The organism is Streptomyces sp. NPDC005483, from assembly GCF_040606035.1.
Taxonomy (GTDB): Bacteria; Actinomycetota; Actinomycetes; order Streptomycetales; family Streptomycetaceae; genus Streptomyces.
Genome location: NZ_JBEXEA010000017.1, coordinates 89,357 through 105,085, shown reverse-complemented (window position 1 = coordinate 105,085; position 15,729 = coordinate 89,357). Strand labels below are relative to the sequence as shown.

The 15,729-nt window shown below is 69.0% G+C and carries 13 protein-coding genes; all 13 read left to right on the top strand.

Annotated elements, in window-relative coordinates; translation table 11 throughout:
• Positions 1 to 4 precede the first annotated feature (4 nt).
• The 13 genes from ABZT06_RS29960 to nuoN are packed head-to-tail and all read left to right on the top strand — an operon-like array spanning position 5 to position 15,669.
• On the top strand, positions 5 to 559 hold the full coding sequence (locus ABZT06_RS29960; protein ID WP_007383964.1) for an NADH-quinone oxidoreductase subunit B: 555 nt from the start codon (positions 5 to 7) through the stop codon (positions 557 to 559).
• Complete coding sequence (locus ABZT06_RS29955) at positions 556 to 1,299, top strand: NADH-quinone oxidoreductase subunit C (protein WP_355747632.1); 744 nt, start codon at positions 556 to 558, stop codon at positions 1,297 to 1,299. Before ABZT06_RS29960 ends, ABZT06_RS29955 begins: the two co-directional genes overlap by 4 nt.
• Positions 1,296 to 2,618, top strand: coding sequence for an NADH-quinone oxidoreductase subunit D (locus tag ABZT06_RS29950; protein ID WP_062023239.1), 1,323 nt, complete (start codon positions 1,296 to 1,298; stop codon positions 2,616 to 2,618). Before ABZT06_RS29955 ends, ABZT06_RS29950 begins: the two co-directional genes overlap by 4 nt.
• Positions 2,615 to 3,475 carry an NADH-quinone oxidoreductase subunit NuoE gene (nuoE, locus tag ABZT06_RS29945; protein WP_355747629.1) on the top strand — a complete coding sequence of 287 codons (861 nt, stop codon included), beginning with the start codon at positions 2,615 to 2,617 and terminating at the stop codon, positions 3,473 to 3,475. Before ABZT06_RS29950 ends, nuoE begins: the two co-directional genes overlap by 4 nt.
• Entirely contained in the window at positions 3,472 to 4,824 is a 1,353-nt protein-coding gene (nuoF, locus tag ABZT06_RS29940; RefSeq protein ID WP_355747626.1) for an NADH-quinone oxidoreductase subunit NuoF, read from the top strand. Before nuoE ends, nuoF begins: the two co-directional genes overlap by 4 nt.
• Positions 4,821 to 7,325, top strand: coding sequence for an NADH-quinone oxidoreductase subunit G (locus tag ABZT06_RS29935; RefSeq protein ID WP_355747623.1), 2,505 nt, complete (start codon positions 4,821 to 4,823; stop codon positions 7,323 to 7,325). Before nuoF ends, ABZT06_RS29935 begins: the two co-directional genes overlap by 4 nt.
• Complete coding sequence (nuoH, locus tag ABZT06_RS29930; protein ID WP_355747620.1) at positions 7,322 to 8,698, top strand: NADH-quinone oxidoreductase subunit NuoH; 1,377 nt, start codon at positions 7,322 to 7,324, stop codon at positions 8,696 to 8,698. Before ABZT06_RS29935 ends, nuoH begins: the two co-directional genes overlap by 4 nt.
• On the top strand, positions 8,691 to 9,332 hold the full coding sequence (nuoI, locus tag ABZT06_RS29925; RefSeq protein WP_355747617.1) for an NADH-quinone oxidoreductase subunit NuoI: 642 nt from the start codon (positions 8,691 to 8,693) through the stop codon (positions 9,330 to 9,332). The genes nuoH and nuoI overlap by 8 nt, the downstream gene beginning before the upstream one ends.
• Positions 9,329 to 10,171: an NADH-quinone oxidoreductase subunit J gene (locus ABZT06_RS29920; protein ID WP_355747614.1), complete on the top strand. Its 843-nt coding sequence runs from the start codon at positions 9,329 to 9,331 to the stop codon at positions 10,169 to 10,171. Before nuoI ends, ABZT06_RS29920 begins: the two co-directional genes overlap by 4 nt.
• Entirely contained in the window at positions 10,168 to 10,467 is a 300-nt protein-coding gene (gene nuoK / locus ABZT06_RS29915) for an NADH-quinone oxidoreductase subunit NuoK (protein WP_003974374.1), read from the top strand. The genes ABZT06_RS29920 and nuoK overlap by 4 nt, the downstream gene beginning before the upstream one ends.
• Before the next feature lie 14 nt (positions 10,468 to 10,481).
• Positions 10,482 to 12,446, top strand: a complete 1,965-nt coding sequence (nuoL, locus tag ABZT06_RS29910; protein ID WP_355747610.1) for an NADH-quinone oxidoreductase subunit L — start codon at positions 10,482 to 10,484, stop codon at positions 12,444 to 12,446.
• A 5-nt stretch (positions 12,447 to 12,451) separates the two neighbouring features.
• Positions 12,452 to 14,023: an NADH-quinone oxidoreductase subunit M gene (locus ABZT06_RS29905; RefSeq protein WP_355747607.1), complete on the top strand. Its 1,572-nt coding sequence runs from the start codon at positions 12,452 to 12,454 to the stop codon at positions 14,021 to 14,023.
• Positions 14,020 to 15,669: an NADH-quinone oxidoreductase subunit NuoN gene (nuoN, locus tag ABZT06_RS29900; protein ID WP_355747604.1), complete on the top strand. Its 1,650-nt coding sequence runs from the start codon at positions 14,020 to 14,022 to the stop codon at positions 15,667 to 15,669. The genes ABZT06_RS29905 and nuoN overlap by 4 nt, the downstream gene beginning before the upstream one ends.
• The last annotated feature ends 60 nt before the right edge of the window (positions 15,670 to 15,729 follow it).

Here is a 15,729-nt window from a genome sequence, read left to right as displayed (position 1 = left end):
ACTCATGGGACTCGAAGAAAAGCTGCCGAGCGGCTTCCTGCTGACCACCGTCGAGCAGGCCGCGGGCTGGGTGCGCAAGGCGTCCGTCTTTCCGGCCACCTTCGGCCTTGCCTGCTGTGCCATCGAGATGATGACCACCGGCGCCGGACGCTACGACCTGGCCCGCTTCGGCATGGAGGTCTTCCGCGGCTCACCCCGCCAGGCGGACCTCATGATCGTCGCCGGCCGGGTCAGCCAGAAGATGGCGCCGGTGCTCAGGCAGGTCTACGACCAGATGCCGAACCCCAAGTGGGTCATCTCCATGGGGGTCTGCGCCTCCTCGGGCGGCATGTTCAACAACTACGCGATCGTGCAGGGCGTCGACCACATCGTCCCGGTCGACATCTATCTGCCCGGCTGCCCGCCACGGCCGGAGATGCTGATGGACGCCATTCTCAAGCTCCACCAGAAGATCCAGTCCTCCAAGCTCGGCGTGAACGCCGAGGAGGCGGCCCGCGAGGCGGAGGAGGCGGCGCTCAAGGCTCTGCCCACGATCGAGATGAAGGGGCTGCTGCGGTGAGCGACGCGAACGGCACCAACGGAGCCAACCCGGAGAGGGATCTGAGCGGCTCCAACCTCCCCGGCCAGCGCGGCGAGGGCGGCGAGGAGATCCGCGTCCAGCGCGGCATGTTCGGCGCCGACGACGGCGGCGACACCTCCGGCTACGGCGGCCTGGTCCGCTCGATCCGCCTCCCGGGACCCGCGGCGCGCCCCTACGGCGGCTGGTTCGACGAGGTCGCCGACGAACTGGAAGGCGCCCTGGAGGAGCAGGGATTGCTGCCCGGCAACGCGATCGAGAAGACGGTCGTCGACCGCGGCGAGATCACCTTCCACATCGAGCGCGAGCACCTGCCGCGCGTCGCCCGCACCCTGCGCGACGACCCGGCCCTGCGCTTCGAGCTCTGCACCGGCGTCAGCGGGGTCCACTACCTCCACGACAAGGGCCGCGAGCTGCACGCGGTCTACCACCTGCGCTCGATCACCCACAACCGGCTGATCCGCCTGGAGGTCAGCGCGCCGGACGCCGACCCGCACATCCCGTCCCTGGTCCCGGTGTATCCGACCAACGACTGGCACGAGCGCGAGACCTACGACTTCTTCGGGATCGTCTTCGACGGTCACCCGGCCCTGACGCGGATCATGATGCCGGACGACTGGCAGGGCCACCCGCAGCGCAAGGACTACCCCCTCGGCGGCATCGCCGTCGAGTACAAGGGCGCCCAGATCCCGGCTCCGGACCAGCGGAGGTCGTACTCATGAGCACTTCGCATGCCTCCCCTCGGGAGACCACAGAGGGCACCGTCTACACGGTCACCGGTGGCGACTGGGACGAGATCGTCCAGGCCGCGGCCCGCGCCGACGACGAACGCATCGTCCTCAACATGGGCCCCCAGCACCCCTCCACCCACGGAGTGCTCCGCCTGATCCTGGAGATCGACGGCGAGACGGTCACCGAGGCCCGCTGCGGCATCGGCTACCTCCACACCGGCATCGAGAAGAACCTCGAGTTCCGCACGTGGACGCAGGGCACCACGTTCGTGACGCGCATGGACTACCTGACGTCCTTCTTCAACGAGACCGCCTACTGCCTGGCCGTCGAGAAGCTCCTCGGCATCGAGGACCAGATCCCCGACCGGGCCGAGATCATCCGGGTGCTCCTGATGGAGTTGAACCGGCTCTCCTCGCACCTGGTGTGCATCGCCACCGGCGGTATGGAACTCGGCGCCACCACGATCATGATCTACGGATTCCGTGATCGTGAAATGATTCTCGACATCTACGAGCTCATCACGGGCCTGCGGATGAACCACGCGTACATCCGCCCCGGCGGACTCGCCCAGGACCTGCCGCCCGGCGCGGTGGACCACATCCGCGAGTTCGTGAAGAAGATGAAGAAGAACCTCCCGGAGTACGACAAGCTCGCCACCGGGAACCCCATCTTCAAGGCCCGTATGCAGGACGTCGGCTATCTGGACCTGGCGGGCTGCATGGCCCTCGGCGCCACCGGCCCCATCCTGCGCTCCACCGGCCTGCCGCACGACCTGCGCAAGGCACAGCCCTACTGCGGTTACGAGACCTACGACTTCGACATCCCGACCGCCGACACCTGTGACTCCTACGGCCGCTTCCTCATCCGGCTCGAGGAGATGCGCCAGTCGCTCAGGATCGTCGAGCAGTGCCTGGACCGGCTCCAGCCCGGTCCGGTCATGGTCGCCGACAAGAAGATCGCCTGGCCCGCCCAGCTCGCCCTGGGTCCTGACGGGCTCGGCAACTCCCTCGACCACATCAAGAAGATCATGGGCACCTCCATGGAGGCCCTGATCCACCACTTCAAGCTGGTCACCGAGGGCTTCCGCGTCCCGCCGGGTCAGGCGTACGCGGCCGTCGAGTCGCCCAAGGGCGAACTCGGGGTGCACGCCGTGTCCGACGGCGGCACCCGCCCCTTCCGGGTCCACTTCCGCGACCCGTCCTTCACCAACCTTCAGGCCATGGCGGCGATGTGCGAGGGCGGCCAGGTCGCTGACGTCATCGTCGCTGTCGCGTCCATCGACCCCGTGATGGGAGGCGTCGACCGGTGACCACGAGTTCTTCCGAGCGGGGCGTCAGCCTGGGCATGCCCGAACTGCCCGCGCCCGCTTACCCGGACGACGTCCGAGCCCGGCTGGAGGCGGACGCGCGCGAGATCATCGCCCGCTACCCGGACTCCCGCTCGGCGCTCCTGCCGTTGCTGCATCTCGTGCAGTCGGAGGAGGGCCATGTCACGCGCACCGGGATGCAGTTCTGCGCGGACGTCCTGGAGCTGACCACGGCCGAGGTCACCGCGGTGGCCACCTTCTACACCATGTACCGGCGCAGGCCGTCCGGCGACTACCAGGTGGGGGTCTGCACCAACACCCTCTGCGCGGTGATGGGCGGCGACGCGATCTTCTCGGAACTCCAGGAGCACCTGGGCGTCGGCAACGGCGAGACCACCGACGACGGCAAGGTCACCCTGGAGCACATCGAGTGCAACGCGGCCTGCGACTTCGCGCCGGTCGTGATGGTCAACTGGGAGTTCTTCGACAACCAGACCCCGGCGAGCGCGAAGCGCATGGTCGACGACCTGCGCGCGGGGCGTCCGGTCGAGCCCACGCGCGGGGCGCCGCTGTGCACCTTCAAGGAGACCGCGCGGATCCTCGCCGGCTTCCCCGACGAGCGGCCAGGAGCCGTCGAGGCAAGCGGCGGAGCGGGACCCGCGTCGCTGGTGGGCCTCCGCCTGGCCAGGGGAGAGACCGCACCCGCGCGCGTGGTCCATCCGCGCGACGGCGCACCGCAGGGCCGGGACGTCCACGAGCCGTCCCCGTCGGAGCACCTGAGCTCACACGACGCGCCACAGGACACGTCGGCCTCCGACCCGGCCCACCCGGCCGGGCCCGCCGCCGAGGAGGGGGAGTGATGACCTTGGCACCCGAACTGAAGGACACCGGTCCCGAGAAGCTGCTCGCACCCGTGCTGTCGGCCTTCTGGGACCAGGACAAGTCCTGGACGCTGGACGTCTACAAGAGGCACGAGGGATACGAGGGGCTCCGCAAGGCGCTCGCCATGTCGCCGGACGACCTGATCGCGTACGTCAAGGACTCCGGTCTGCGCGGTCGCGGCGGCGCCGGATTCCCCACCGGGATGAAATGGCAGTTCATTCCGCAGGGAGATGGAAAGCCGCACTATCTAGTTGTCAACGCCGACGAGTCGGAGCCGGGGACCTGCAAGGACATCCCGCTCCTCTTCGCGAACCCGCACAGCCTCATCGAGGGCATGATCATCGCGTGTTATGCCATCAGGTCTTCGCATGCCTTCATCTATCTGCGGGGTGAAGTCGTCCCAGTACTGCGGCGACTGCATGCGGCCGTGAGCGAGGCCTACGCGGCCGGCTACCTCGGACAGAACATCCTGGGCAGCGGCCTCGATCTCGACATCACCGTGCACGCCGGCGCCGGGGCGTACATCTGCGGTGAGGAGACCGCACTGCTCGACTCGCTCGAAGGCCGCCGTGGGCAACCGCGGCTCCGCCCCCCCTTTCCTGCGGTCGCAGGCCTCTACGCCTGCCCGACTGTTGTAAATAACGTGGAGTCGATCGCGTCAGTTCCCGCGATTCTGCAAAAGGGCAAGGACTGGTTCAGGTCGATGGGCAGCGAGAAGTCCCCGGGCTTCACGCTCTACTCGCTCAGCGGCCACGTCGCGAGCCCCGGCCAGTACGAGGCCCCACTCGGCATCACGCTCCGCCAGCTCCTGGAGATGAGCGGCGGCATGCGGCCGGGCCACCGGCTCAAGTTCTGGACGCCGGGCGGCTCCTCCACGCCGATGTTCACCGACGAGCACCTCGACGTCCCCCTCGACTACGAGGGTGTCGGCGCCGCCGGCTCGATGCTCGGCACCAAGGCCCTGCAGTGCTTCGACGAGACGACCTGCGTCGTCCGCGCCGTCACCCGCTGGACCGAGTTCTACGCCCACGAGTCCTGCGGCAAGTGCACCCCGTGCCGTGAAGGGACGTACTGGCTCGTGCAGTTGCTGCGCGACATCGAGGCCGGCAAGGGCGTCATGTCCGACCTCGACAAGCTGAACGACATCGCCGACAACATCAACGGCAAGTCGTTCTGCGCCCTCGGTGACGGCGCCGCCTCGCCGATCTTCTCCTCGCTCAAGTACTTCCGCGAGGAGTACGAGCAGCACATCACGGGCCGTGGCTGCCCCTTCGACCCGGCCAAGTCGACGGTCTGGGCCGACTCCCGCACGGAGGTGAACGCATGACCGTGACCACCAGCGCTCCCTCGGGCGGGGGAGAGGCGGCGGTCCCGCCGGAGGATCTCGTCTCGCTGACGATCGACGGTGCCGAGATCAGCGTGCCCAAGGGCACCCTGGTCATCCGGGCCGCCGAACAACTCGGCATCGAGATCCCCCGCTTCTGCGACCACCCCCTCCTCGACCCGGCCGGCGCCTGCCGCCAGTGCATCGTCGAGGTCGAGGGCCAGCGCAAGCCGATGGCCTCCTGCACCATCACCTGCACCGACGGGATGGTGGTGAAGACCCACCTCACCTCGCCGGTCGCCGAGAAGGCCCAGCACGGTGTGATGGAGCTCCTCCTCATCAACCACCCGCTGGACTGCCCGGTCTGCGACAAGGGCGGCGAGTGCCCCCTGCAGAACCAGGCGATGTCCCACGGCCAGGCCGAGTCCCGCTTCGAGGGCAAGAAGCGCACCTACGAGAAGCCCGTACCGATCTCCACCCAGGTGCTGCTCGACCGCGAGCGGTGCGTGCTGTGCGCCCGCTGCACCCGCTTCTCCAACCAGGTCGCGGGCGACCCCATGATCGAACTGATCGAACGGGGCGCCCTCCAGCAGGTCGGCACCGGCGAGGGCGACCCCTTCGAGTCGTACTTCTCCGGCAACACGATCCAGATCTGCCCGGTCGGCGCGCTCACCTCGGCGGCGTACCGATTCCGCTCCCGCCCCTTCGACCTGGTGTCCTCCCCGAGCGTGTGCGAGCACTGCTCCGGCGGCTGCGCCACCCGCACCGACCACCGGCGCGGCAAGGTCATGCGCAAGCTCGCGGCCAACGACCCCGAGGTCAACGAGGAGTGGATCTGCGACAAGGGGCGCTTCGCCTTCCGGTACGCGCAGCAGCGGGACCGGCTGGAGCACCCGCTGGTGCGCAACCCCGAGGGCGAGCTGGTGCCGGCGTCCTGGCCGGAGGCGCTCCAGATCGCGGCCCAGGGGCTGCTCGCCTCACGCGGCCGGGCCGGAGTCCTCACCGGCGGCCGCCTCACCATCGAGGACGCCTACGCGTACAGCAAGTTCGCGCGCGTGGCGCTCGACACCAACGACATCGACTTCCGCGCGCGCGTGCACAGCGGCGAGGAGGCCGACTTCCTGGCCGCGAGGATCGCGGGCCGGGGCAGGGACCTTGACGGTACCGGCGTCACGTACTCCGCGCTGGAGAAGGCACCGGCGGTCCTGCTGGTCGGGTTCGAGGCCGAGGAGGAGGCGCCCGGCGTCTTCCTGAGGCTGCGCAAGGCATGGCGCAAGCACGGTCAGAAGGTCTTCTCGCTCGCCACCCACGCCACCCGCGGTCTGCAGAAGGCGGGCGGCACGCTGCTGCCGGCCGCCCCCGGCACCGAGACCGAGTGGCTGGACGCGCTGGCCGGCGGAGTCGGCCTGGATGACGATGGCAGCAGGGCCGCCGAGGCGCTGCGCACCGCGGGCGCGGTGATCGTCGTCGGCGAGCGGCTGGCCGCCGTGAAGGGCGGACTGACCGCCGCCGTACGGGCCGCCTCCGCGACGGGCGCGCAGCTGGTGTGGATCCCGCGGCGGGCCGGAGAGCGCGGTGCCCTCGAAGCGGGTGCGCTGCCGTCGCTGCTGCCGGGCGGCCGCCCGGCCACCGACCCACGCGCGCGTGAGGAGGTCGCCTCGGTCTGGGGCGTGGCCGAACTCCCGCACCGCTACGGCCGGGACACCGGTCAGATCGTCGAGGCCGCGGTGTCCGGCGAGCTCCAGGCCCTGGTGGTCGCGGGCGTCGAGATCGCCGACCTGCCCGATCCGGCCCGCGCGCGTGAAGCGCTCCAGGAGGTCGGGTTCGTGGTGTCGCTGGAACTGCGTCCCGGTGAGGTCACCGAGCACGCGGACGTCGTCCTGCCGGTGGCCGCGGTCGCCGAGAAGGCCGGCACCTTCCTCAACTGGGAGGGCAGGGTGCGGTTCTTCGAGGCCGCGCTCAAGCCCGACCAGATGACCCGCCGCCTCGCGCCCACCGACGCACGGGTGCTGCAGATGCTGGCCGACGCCATGGACGTACACCTGGGCCTGCCCGATCTGCGCACCACGCGCGCGGAGATCGACCGGCTCGGGCCCTGGGACGGACCGCGCGGCACCGAACCCCTGGAGACCGGGGCCCAGTTGCCGCGGCCCGCCGCCGGAGAGGCGGTCCTGGCCGGACACCGGCTGCTGCTCGACCAGGGACTCCTCCAGCAGGGCGACGAGGCGCTCGCCGGGACCCGGCACGCGGCACACGCGCGGGTGTCGGCCGCGACGGCCGCCGAGGTGGGCGTCAAGGAAGGCGACCTGCTCGCCGTGAGCGGCAAGACCGGAGTCGTCGAACTGCCCCTGCAGATCACCGAGATGCCCGACCGTGTGGTCTGGCTCCCGCTGAACTCCACCGGCGGGGGCGTCGCCTCCGACGCCGGGGTGGTGCCCGGCTCCCTCGTCCACATCGGCCCGGCGACGCTCGCAGCCGAAGCTCCCAAGGAGGTGGAGGCATGAGCCCGTACCTCGCCGCGGAAGACCTCTCGATGTTCGGCACCGACCCCTGGTGGCTCGTCGTCGTCAAGGCCGTCTTCTGCTTCGCCTTCCTGATGCTGACCGTGCTGTTCTCCATCGTCTGGGAGCGCAAGGTCGTCGCCTGGATGCAGCTGCGCATCGGTCCCAACCGGCACGGCCCCTGGGGCATGCTCCAGTCGCTCGCCGACGGCATCAAGCTGATGCTCAAGGAAGACGTCGTCGTCAAGCGCGCAGACAAGGTCGTCTATGTCCTCGCGCCGATCGTCGCGGCCATCCCGGCCTTCATGGCGATCGCGGTGATCCCCTTCGGCCCGTCCGGCAACGAGATCTCGATCTTCGGGCACCGCACGACGATGCAGCTCACCGACCTGCCGATCGCGATGCTGTACATCCTCGCGGTCGCCTCGGTCGGCATCTACGGCATCGTCCTGGCGGGCTGGAGTTCCGGGTCGACGTATCCGCTGCTCGGCGGTCTGCGCTCCTGCGCGCAGATGATCTCGTACGAGATCGCCATGGGCGCCGCCTTCGCCTCGGTGTTCCTCTACTCCGGGTCGATGTCGACCTCGGCGATCGTCGAGGCGCAGCAGGACCGCTGGTACATCGTCCTGCTGCCGGTCTCCTTCATCATCTACGTCATCACCATGGTCGGTGAGACCAACCGCGCCCCCTTCGACATGCCGGAGTCCGAGGGCGACCTCGTCGGCGGCTTCAACACCGAGTACTCGTCGATCAAGTTCGCGCTGTTCATGCTCGCCGAGTACGTGAACATGGTGACGGTCTCGGCCGTGACGACCACGCTCTTCCTCGGCGGCTGGCGCGCCCCCTGGCCCATCAGCACCTTCTGGGAGGGCGCCAACCACGGCTGGTGGCCGCTGCTCTGGTTCGTGATCAAGGTGCAGCTGCTGCTGTTCTTCTTCATCTGGCTGCGCGGCACGCTCCCGCGCGTGCGCTACGACCAGCTGATGAAGCTCGGCTGGAAGGTCCTCATCCCGGTCTCCGTGGTGTGGCTGATGCTCGTCGCGACCGTGCGGACCCTGCGCAACGAGAACTACGACTTCGCCGACATCGCCCTCTACGTCGGCGGCGGCGTCCTGGCCCTGCTGCTGCTCTCCTTCGTGGCCGACATGTTCCGCGAGAAGTCGCAGGCGGCCGCGCAGCCCGCCGAACAGCCAGCCGGGTTCGACCCGATGGCGGGCGGATTCCCCGTCCCGCCGCTGCCCGGACAGGAGTTGCCACCGGTGCCCAGGCGCCGCTCGCGCCAGGAGCGGGAGCTGATTGTCAGTGGCGGGCCCGATACTCAGAGTGACGGATCGCTGACTGGTTCTACGGATGGAAAGGAGGCGTCCGATGGCTGAGGAGCCGAAGGAGACCAAGCCCGGTTTCATGAACCCCGTCGCCGGCTTCGGCGTGACCTTCAAGGCCATGTTCAAGAAGCGGCTGACCGAGCAGTACCCGGAGCAGCAGAAGACCACCGCTCCGCGGTTCCACGGACGGCACCAGCTCAACCGCCATCCGGACGGCCTGGAGAAGTGCGTCGGCTGCGAGCTGTGCGCCTGGGCCTGCCCCGCCGACGCCATCTATGTGGAGGGCGCCGACAACACCGACGAGGAGCGCTACTCGCCGGGCGAGCGGTACGGCCGCGTCTACCAGATCAACTACGCCCGCTGCATCCTGTGCGGGCTGTGCATCGAGGCGTGCCCCACACGCGCGCTGACGATGACCAACGAGTTCGAGCTGGCCGACAGCAGCCGGGCCAACCTCATCTACACCAAGGAACAACTGCTCGCCGGCCTCGAGGAGGGCATGGTCGACTCGCCCCACGCCATCTACCCCGGCACCGACGAGCAGGACTACTACCGGGGCCTGGTCACCGAGGCCGCGCCCGGCACCGTGCCCCAGGTCGCCGTCTCCAAGGGCGAGGTGGTCCAGGAGGCCGACTCCACCTTCGGCGAAAACGAACCGGCGTCCGAGAAGGTGATCGGACGATGACCGCACCCCTCCAGCTCGCCGCGTACTCGACCTCCACCGGCGAGGCCTTCCAGTTCTGGGTCCTCGGCACCGTCGCCGTGATCGGCGCCCTGTGCACCGTCTTCATGAGGAAGGCTGTGCACAGCGCGCTCTGTCTCGCCGGCACCATGATCATCCTGGCGGTGTTCTACCTCGCCAACGGCGCCTACTTCCTCGGCGTCGTCCAGATCGTCGTCTACACCGGCGCGATCATGATGCTGTTCCTGTTCGTGGTGATGCTCGTCGGCGTGACCGCGGCGGACTCCCTCAAGGAGACCATCAGGGGCCAGCGCTGGCTGGCCCTGCTGTGCGGGCTCGGCTTCGGCGTCCTGCTGTTCGCCGGCATCGGCAACGCCTCCCTGAAGCAGTTCAACGGCCTCACCCAGGCCAACGCGGGCGGAAATGTGGAGGGCCTCGCGACCCTCATCTTCACCAAGTACGTCTTCGCCTTCGAAATCACCGGCGCCCTGCTGATCACGGCCGCCGTCGGCGCCATGGTGCTCACGCACCGCGAGCGCACCGAGCGGGCCCTGACCCAGCGCGAGATGGCCGAGCAGCGCGTCCGCGAGGGCAAGCACGTCCCGCCGCTGCCCGCCCCCGGCGTCTACGCCCGGCACAACGCGGTGGACATCGCGGGCCTGCTGCCCGACGGCACCCCCTCTGAGCTCACGGTCAGCAAGACGCTGCGGGACCGCGGCCAGATCCGTGACGTCTCGGCCGAGGCGCTGAACGACCTCAAGGCGCTGGAGCAGCGCGCGGAGGATCGCCTGGAGCGGACCGAGATCGAACCGGCCACCTTCAAGAGGGAGGCGTCGAAGTGAACCCCGTCAACTACCTCTACCTCGCCGCCCTGCTGTTCACGATCGGCGCCACCGGCGTACTGATCAGGCGCAACGCCATCGTCGTGTTCATGTGCATCGAGCTCATGCTCAACGCCTGCAACCTCGCGTTCGTCGCCTTCTCCCGGATGCACGGCAATCTCGACGGCCAGATCATCGCCTTCTTCACGATGGTCGTCGCCGCCGCGGAGGTCGTGGTCGGGCTCGCGATCATCGTGTCGCTGTTCCGTTCCCGCCACTCGGCCTCGGTCGACGACGCCAGCCTGATGAAGCTGTAAGGGGTCGCTGAATCGTGGACAACCTCATCGCGCTGCTCATCGCGGCGCCTCTGCTCGGAGCGGCGGTCCTGCTGACCGGCGGCCGGCGACTTGACGCCGTCGGCCACTGGATCGGCACGATCCTCGCCGCCGCCTCCTTCGTGTTCGGCGCCATCCTCTTCGCCGACCTGCTCGGCAAGAACGCCGAGGACCGCACGCTCATCCAGCACCTGTGGACCTGGATCCCGGTCGAGGGATTCCAGGCGGACGTCACCTTCCGCCTCGACCAGCTGTCGATGACGTTCGTGCTGCTGATCACCGGCGTCGGCTCGCTGATCCACCTGTACTCGATCGGCTACATGGAGCACGACGAGCGGCGCCGCCGCTTCTTCGGCTACCTGAACCTGTTCCTCGCGGCGATGCTGCTGCTCGTCCTCGCCGACAACTACCTGCTGCTGTACGTCGGCTGGGAGGGCGTCGGTCTCGCCTCCTACCTGCTGATCGGCTTCTGGCAGCACAAGCCCAGCGCGGCCACCGCGGCGAAGAAGGCCTTCCTGGTCAACCGCGTCGGCGACATGGGCCTGTCGATCGCGATCATGCTGATGTTCACGACCTTCGGCACCTTCGCCTTCGGTCCGGTCCTCGGCAGTCATGAGAAGCCCGGACTCGTCGAGGGTGCCTCCGAGGCGACGCTCACCGGCATCGCCCTGATGCTGCTGCTCGCCGCCTGCGGCAAGTCCGCCCAGGTGCCGCTGCAGTCCTGGCTCGGGGACGCGATGGAGGGCCCGACCCCGGTCTCGGCCCTCATCCACGCGGCGACCATGGTGACCGCGGGCGTCTACCTGATCGTCCGCTCCGCCAACATCTTCAACCTCGCCCCGGACGCCCAGCTGGTCGTCACCGTCGTCGGTGCCGTCACGCTCCTGTTCGGTGCGATCGTCGGTTGCGCGAAGGACGACATCAAGAAGGCCCTCGCGGGTTCGACCATGTCGCAGATCGGCTACATGGTGCTCGCCGCGGGCCTCGGTCCCATCGGCTACGTCTTCGCGATCATGCACCTGGTGACGCACGGCTTCTTCAAGGCGGGGCTCTTCCTCGGGGCCGGTTCGGTCATGCACGGCATGAACGACGAGGTCGACATGAGGAAGTACGGCGGCCTCAGGAAGTACATGCCGATCACCTTCGTGACGTTCGGCCTCGGCTACCTCGCCATCATCGGGTTCCCGGGCCTGTCCGGCTTCTTCTCCAAGGACAAGATCATCGAGGCGGCCTTCGCCAAGGGCGGCACCGAGGGCTGGATCCTCGGCGCCTGCGCCCTGCTGGGCGCGGCCATCACCGCCTTCTACATGACGCGCGTGATGCTGATGACGTTCTTCGGGGAGGAGCGCTGGAAGAGCCGGCCCACCCGCTCCCCGGAGGCCCCGAGCGCCGAGCCCGCCGCCGAGCACCACGGCGAGCACGCTGAACCCCACCCGCACGAGTCGCCCAGGTCCATGACGATCCCCATGATCGTGCTGGCCTTCGGATCGGTCTTCGCGGGCGGTTTCTTCAGCATCGGCGACCGCTTCCTGCACTGGCTGGAGCCCATCACCGGGCACAGCCACGGAGACGCGCCGATCAGCGCGGCCACGGTCACGGCGGCCACGGTCACCGTGATGGTCATCGGCGTCGCGATCGCCTGGCTCCAGTACGGCAGGCGCCCGGTCCCCGTCGTCGCCCCGCGCGGGTCGCTGCTCACCCGGGCCGCCCGGCGCGACCTGCTCCAGGACGACTTCAACCACGTCGTCCTGGTCCGCGGCGGAGAGCACCTCACGCGGTCCCTGGTCTACGTCGACCACACCCTGGTCGACGGCGTGGTCAACGGCACGGCGGCCTCGGTCGGCGGCCTCTCCGGGCGGATGCGCAAGCTGCAGAACGGCTACGCGCGGTCGTACGCGGTCTCGATGTTCGGCGGCGCGGCGATCCTCGTCGCCGCGACCCTGCTGATGAGGGCGGTCTGATACCGATGTCCTTTCCTCTCCTGACAGCGACGGCGGTGCTCCCGGCGATCGGGGCCATCGCCACGGCCGCCGTGCCGGCCGCCCGGCGCACCGCGGCCAAATGGCTGGCGCTGCTCGTCTCGCTCGCCACGCTCGCCCTCGCGATCACCGTCCTGGTCCGCTTCGACCCGGACGGGGCCCGCTACCAGCTCACCGAGTCGCACGCCTGGATCGCCGACTTCGGGGTCCGCTACGAACTGGGCGTGGACGGCATCGGGGTGGCGCTGCTCGCGCTGACCGCGCTGTTGATCCCGTTCATCATCCTGGCGGGCTGGCACGACGCCGACCCGCTGGAGACCGGCAACAAGCGGTGGCGGCCGACGCAGGGCTTCTTCGCCCTGATCCTGGCCGTCGAGGCGATGGTGATCATCTCCTTCGAGGCCACCGACGTCTTCCTGTTCTACATCTTCTTCGAAGCCATGCTGATCCCGATGTACTTCCTCATCGGCGGCTTCGGGGACCGCGCCCACGCGGGTTCCGACGAGAAGGCGGCGGCCCAACGCTCGTACGCCGCCGTGAAGTTCCTGCTCTACAACCTGGTCGGCGGTCTGATCATGCTGGCCGCGGTGATCGGCCTCTATGTGGTCGCCGGGAACTTCAGCCTCCAGGAGATCGCGGAGGCGCGCGCCAACGGCTCGCTCCACATGGCGACCAACACCGAACGCTGGCTGTTCCTCGGGTTCTTCTTCGCCTTCGCGGTGAAGGCGCCCCTGTGGCCGCTGCACACCTGGCTGCCCAACGCGATGGGGGAGGCCACCGCCCCGGTCGCCGTGCTCATCACGGCGGTCGTCGACAAGGTGGGCACCTTCGCGATGCTCCGCTTCTGCCTCCAGCTCTTCCCGGAGGCCAGCAAGTGGGCGACGCCCGCGATCCTCGTCCTGGCGGTGATCAGCATCATCTACGGGGCGCTGCTCGCGGTCGGGCAGCGGGACATCAAACGCCTTGTGGCCTACGCGTCGATCTCGCACTTCGGCTTCATCATCATGGGCATCTTCGCGATGACCAGCCAGGGCCAGTCCGGAGCGACGCTCTACATGGTCAACCACGGGATCTCGACGGCCGCGCTGATGCTGGTGGCCGGCTTCCTGATCTCGCGGCGCGGCTCGCGGCTCATCGCCGACTACGGCGGTGTCCAGAAGGTCGCCCCGGTGCTCGCCGGCACCTTCCTGATCGGCGGTCTCGCCACCCTGTCGCTGCCGGGCCTCGCGCCCTTCGTCAGTGAGTTCCTGGTCCTGGTCGGCACCTTCGCGCGCTACCCGGCCATCGGCGTCATCGCGACCTTCGGCATCGTGCTCGCCGCGCTCTACACCCTCGTCCTCTACCAGCGGACGATGACGGGACCGGTGCGGCCGGAGGTCTCGGCGATGCCCGACCTGCGCGTGCGTGAGCTCGTGGTCGTGGCCCCGCTCATCGTCCTGTTGATCTTCCTGGGCGTCTACCCGAAGCCCGTCACGGACATCGTGAACCCGGCGGTGAAGTCGACCATGTCCGACGTACACAAGAAGGACCCCAAGCCCGAGGTGGAGGCGGCCAAGTGAGCGCAGTAGCCGTCCACAGCCTGTGGACAACCGCGGCCGACCCGATCTCCAAGATCGACGCGCCGAAGATCGAATACGGGCAGTTGTCACCCACCCTGATCGTGGTGGGTGCGGCGATCATCGGGGTGCTGGTCGAGGCCTTCGTCCCGCGCAAGTCCCGTTACTACGTTCAGCTGTTCGTCTCCGTCGTGGCCCTGTGCGCCGCCTTCGCGGCGGTCGTCGCGCTGGCCGCCGACGGATACGCCACCACCAAGGCGGGCATCGCGGCCATGGGCGCGATCGCCGTCGACGGACCGGCCCTGTTCCTCCAGGGCACGATCCTGCTGGCGGGCCTGGTCGGCCTGTTCACCTTCGCCGAGCGACGGCTCGACCCCGAGACCCACGGCAACCGGGTCGACTCGTTCGCCGCGCAGGCCGCCTCCGTGCCGGGCAGCGACAGCGAGAAGGCGGCCGTGAAGGCCGGGTTCACCACCACCGAGGTGTTCCCGCTGCTGCTCTTCGCCGTCGCGGGCATGCTGATCTTCCCGGCCGCCAACGACCTGCTGACGCTGTTCGTGGCGCTGGAGGTCTTCTCGCTCCCGCTGTACCTGCTGTGCGCGCTGGCCCGCCGCAAGCGGCTCATGTCGCAGGAGGCCGCGGTCAAGTACTTCCTGCTCGGCGCGTTTGCCTCCGCGTTCACCCTGTTCGGCATCGCTCTGCTGTACGGCTACGCGGGTTCGGTGACGTACGGCACGATCGCGAAGGTCGTCGACGGCACCATCGGCACCGTGGACCCGGCGCTCGCCGACACCATGGGCAACGACGCGCTGCTGCTGATCGGCGCCGCGATGATCGTGATGGGCCTGCTGTTCAAGGTCGGCGCGGTGCCGTTCCACATGTGGACGCCGGACGTCTACCAGGGCGCGCCCACCCCGGTCACCGGATTCATGGCGGCAGCGACCAAGGTGGCCGCCTTCGGCGCCCTGCTGCGCCTGCTCTACGTCGTGCTGCCGGGTCTGCGCTGGGACTGGCGGCCGGTCATGTGGGCCGTCGCGATCGTCACCATGCTCGGCGGTGCGATCGTCGCGATCACCCAGACCGACATCAAGCGGCTGCTGGCGTATTCGTCGATCGCGCACGCCGGGTTCATCCTCGCCGGTGTCATCGCGACCACGCCGGACGGGGTGTCGTCCGTCCTCTTCTACCTGGCGGCCTACTCGTTCGTGACGATCGGCGCTTTCGCGGTGGTCACGCTGGTCCGCGACGCCGGGGGTGAGGCCACGCACCTGTCCAAGTGGGCGGGGCTCGGCCGTCGTTCGCCGCTGGTGGCGGCCGTGTTCGCAGTGTTCCTGCTGGCCTTCGCCGGTATCCCGCTGACCTCCGGCTTCGCCGGGAAGTTCGCCGTGTTCAAGGCGGCGGCGGAGGGCGGCGCCGCGCCGCTCGTCGTGGTCGGTGTGATCTCGTCGGCCATCGCCGCGTTCTTCTACATCCGCGTGATCGTGCTGATGTTCTTCAGCGAGCCGCGCCCGGAGGGACCGACGGTCGCGGTGCCGTCGCCGCTGACGATGACGGCGATCGGGGTCGGTGTGGCGGTCACGCTGGTCCTCGGTGTGGCGCCGCAGTACTTCCTGGACCTGGCGAACCAGGCGGGAGTGTTCGTGCGCTGACCGGCGGTGCCTGCACCGTTCATGCGGCGGGCCCCGGCTCCCTTCGAGGGAGCCGGGGCC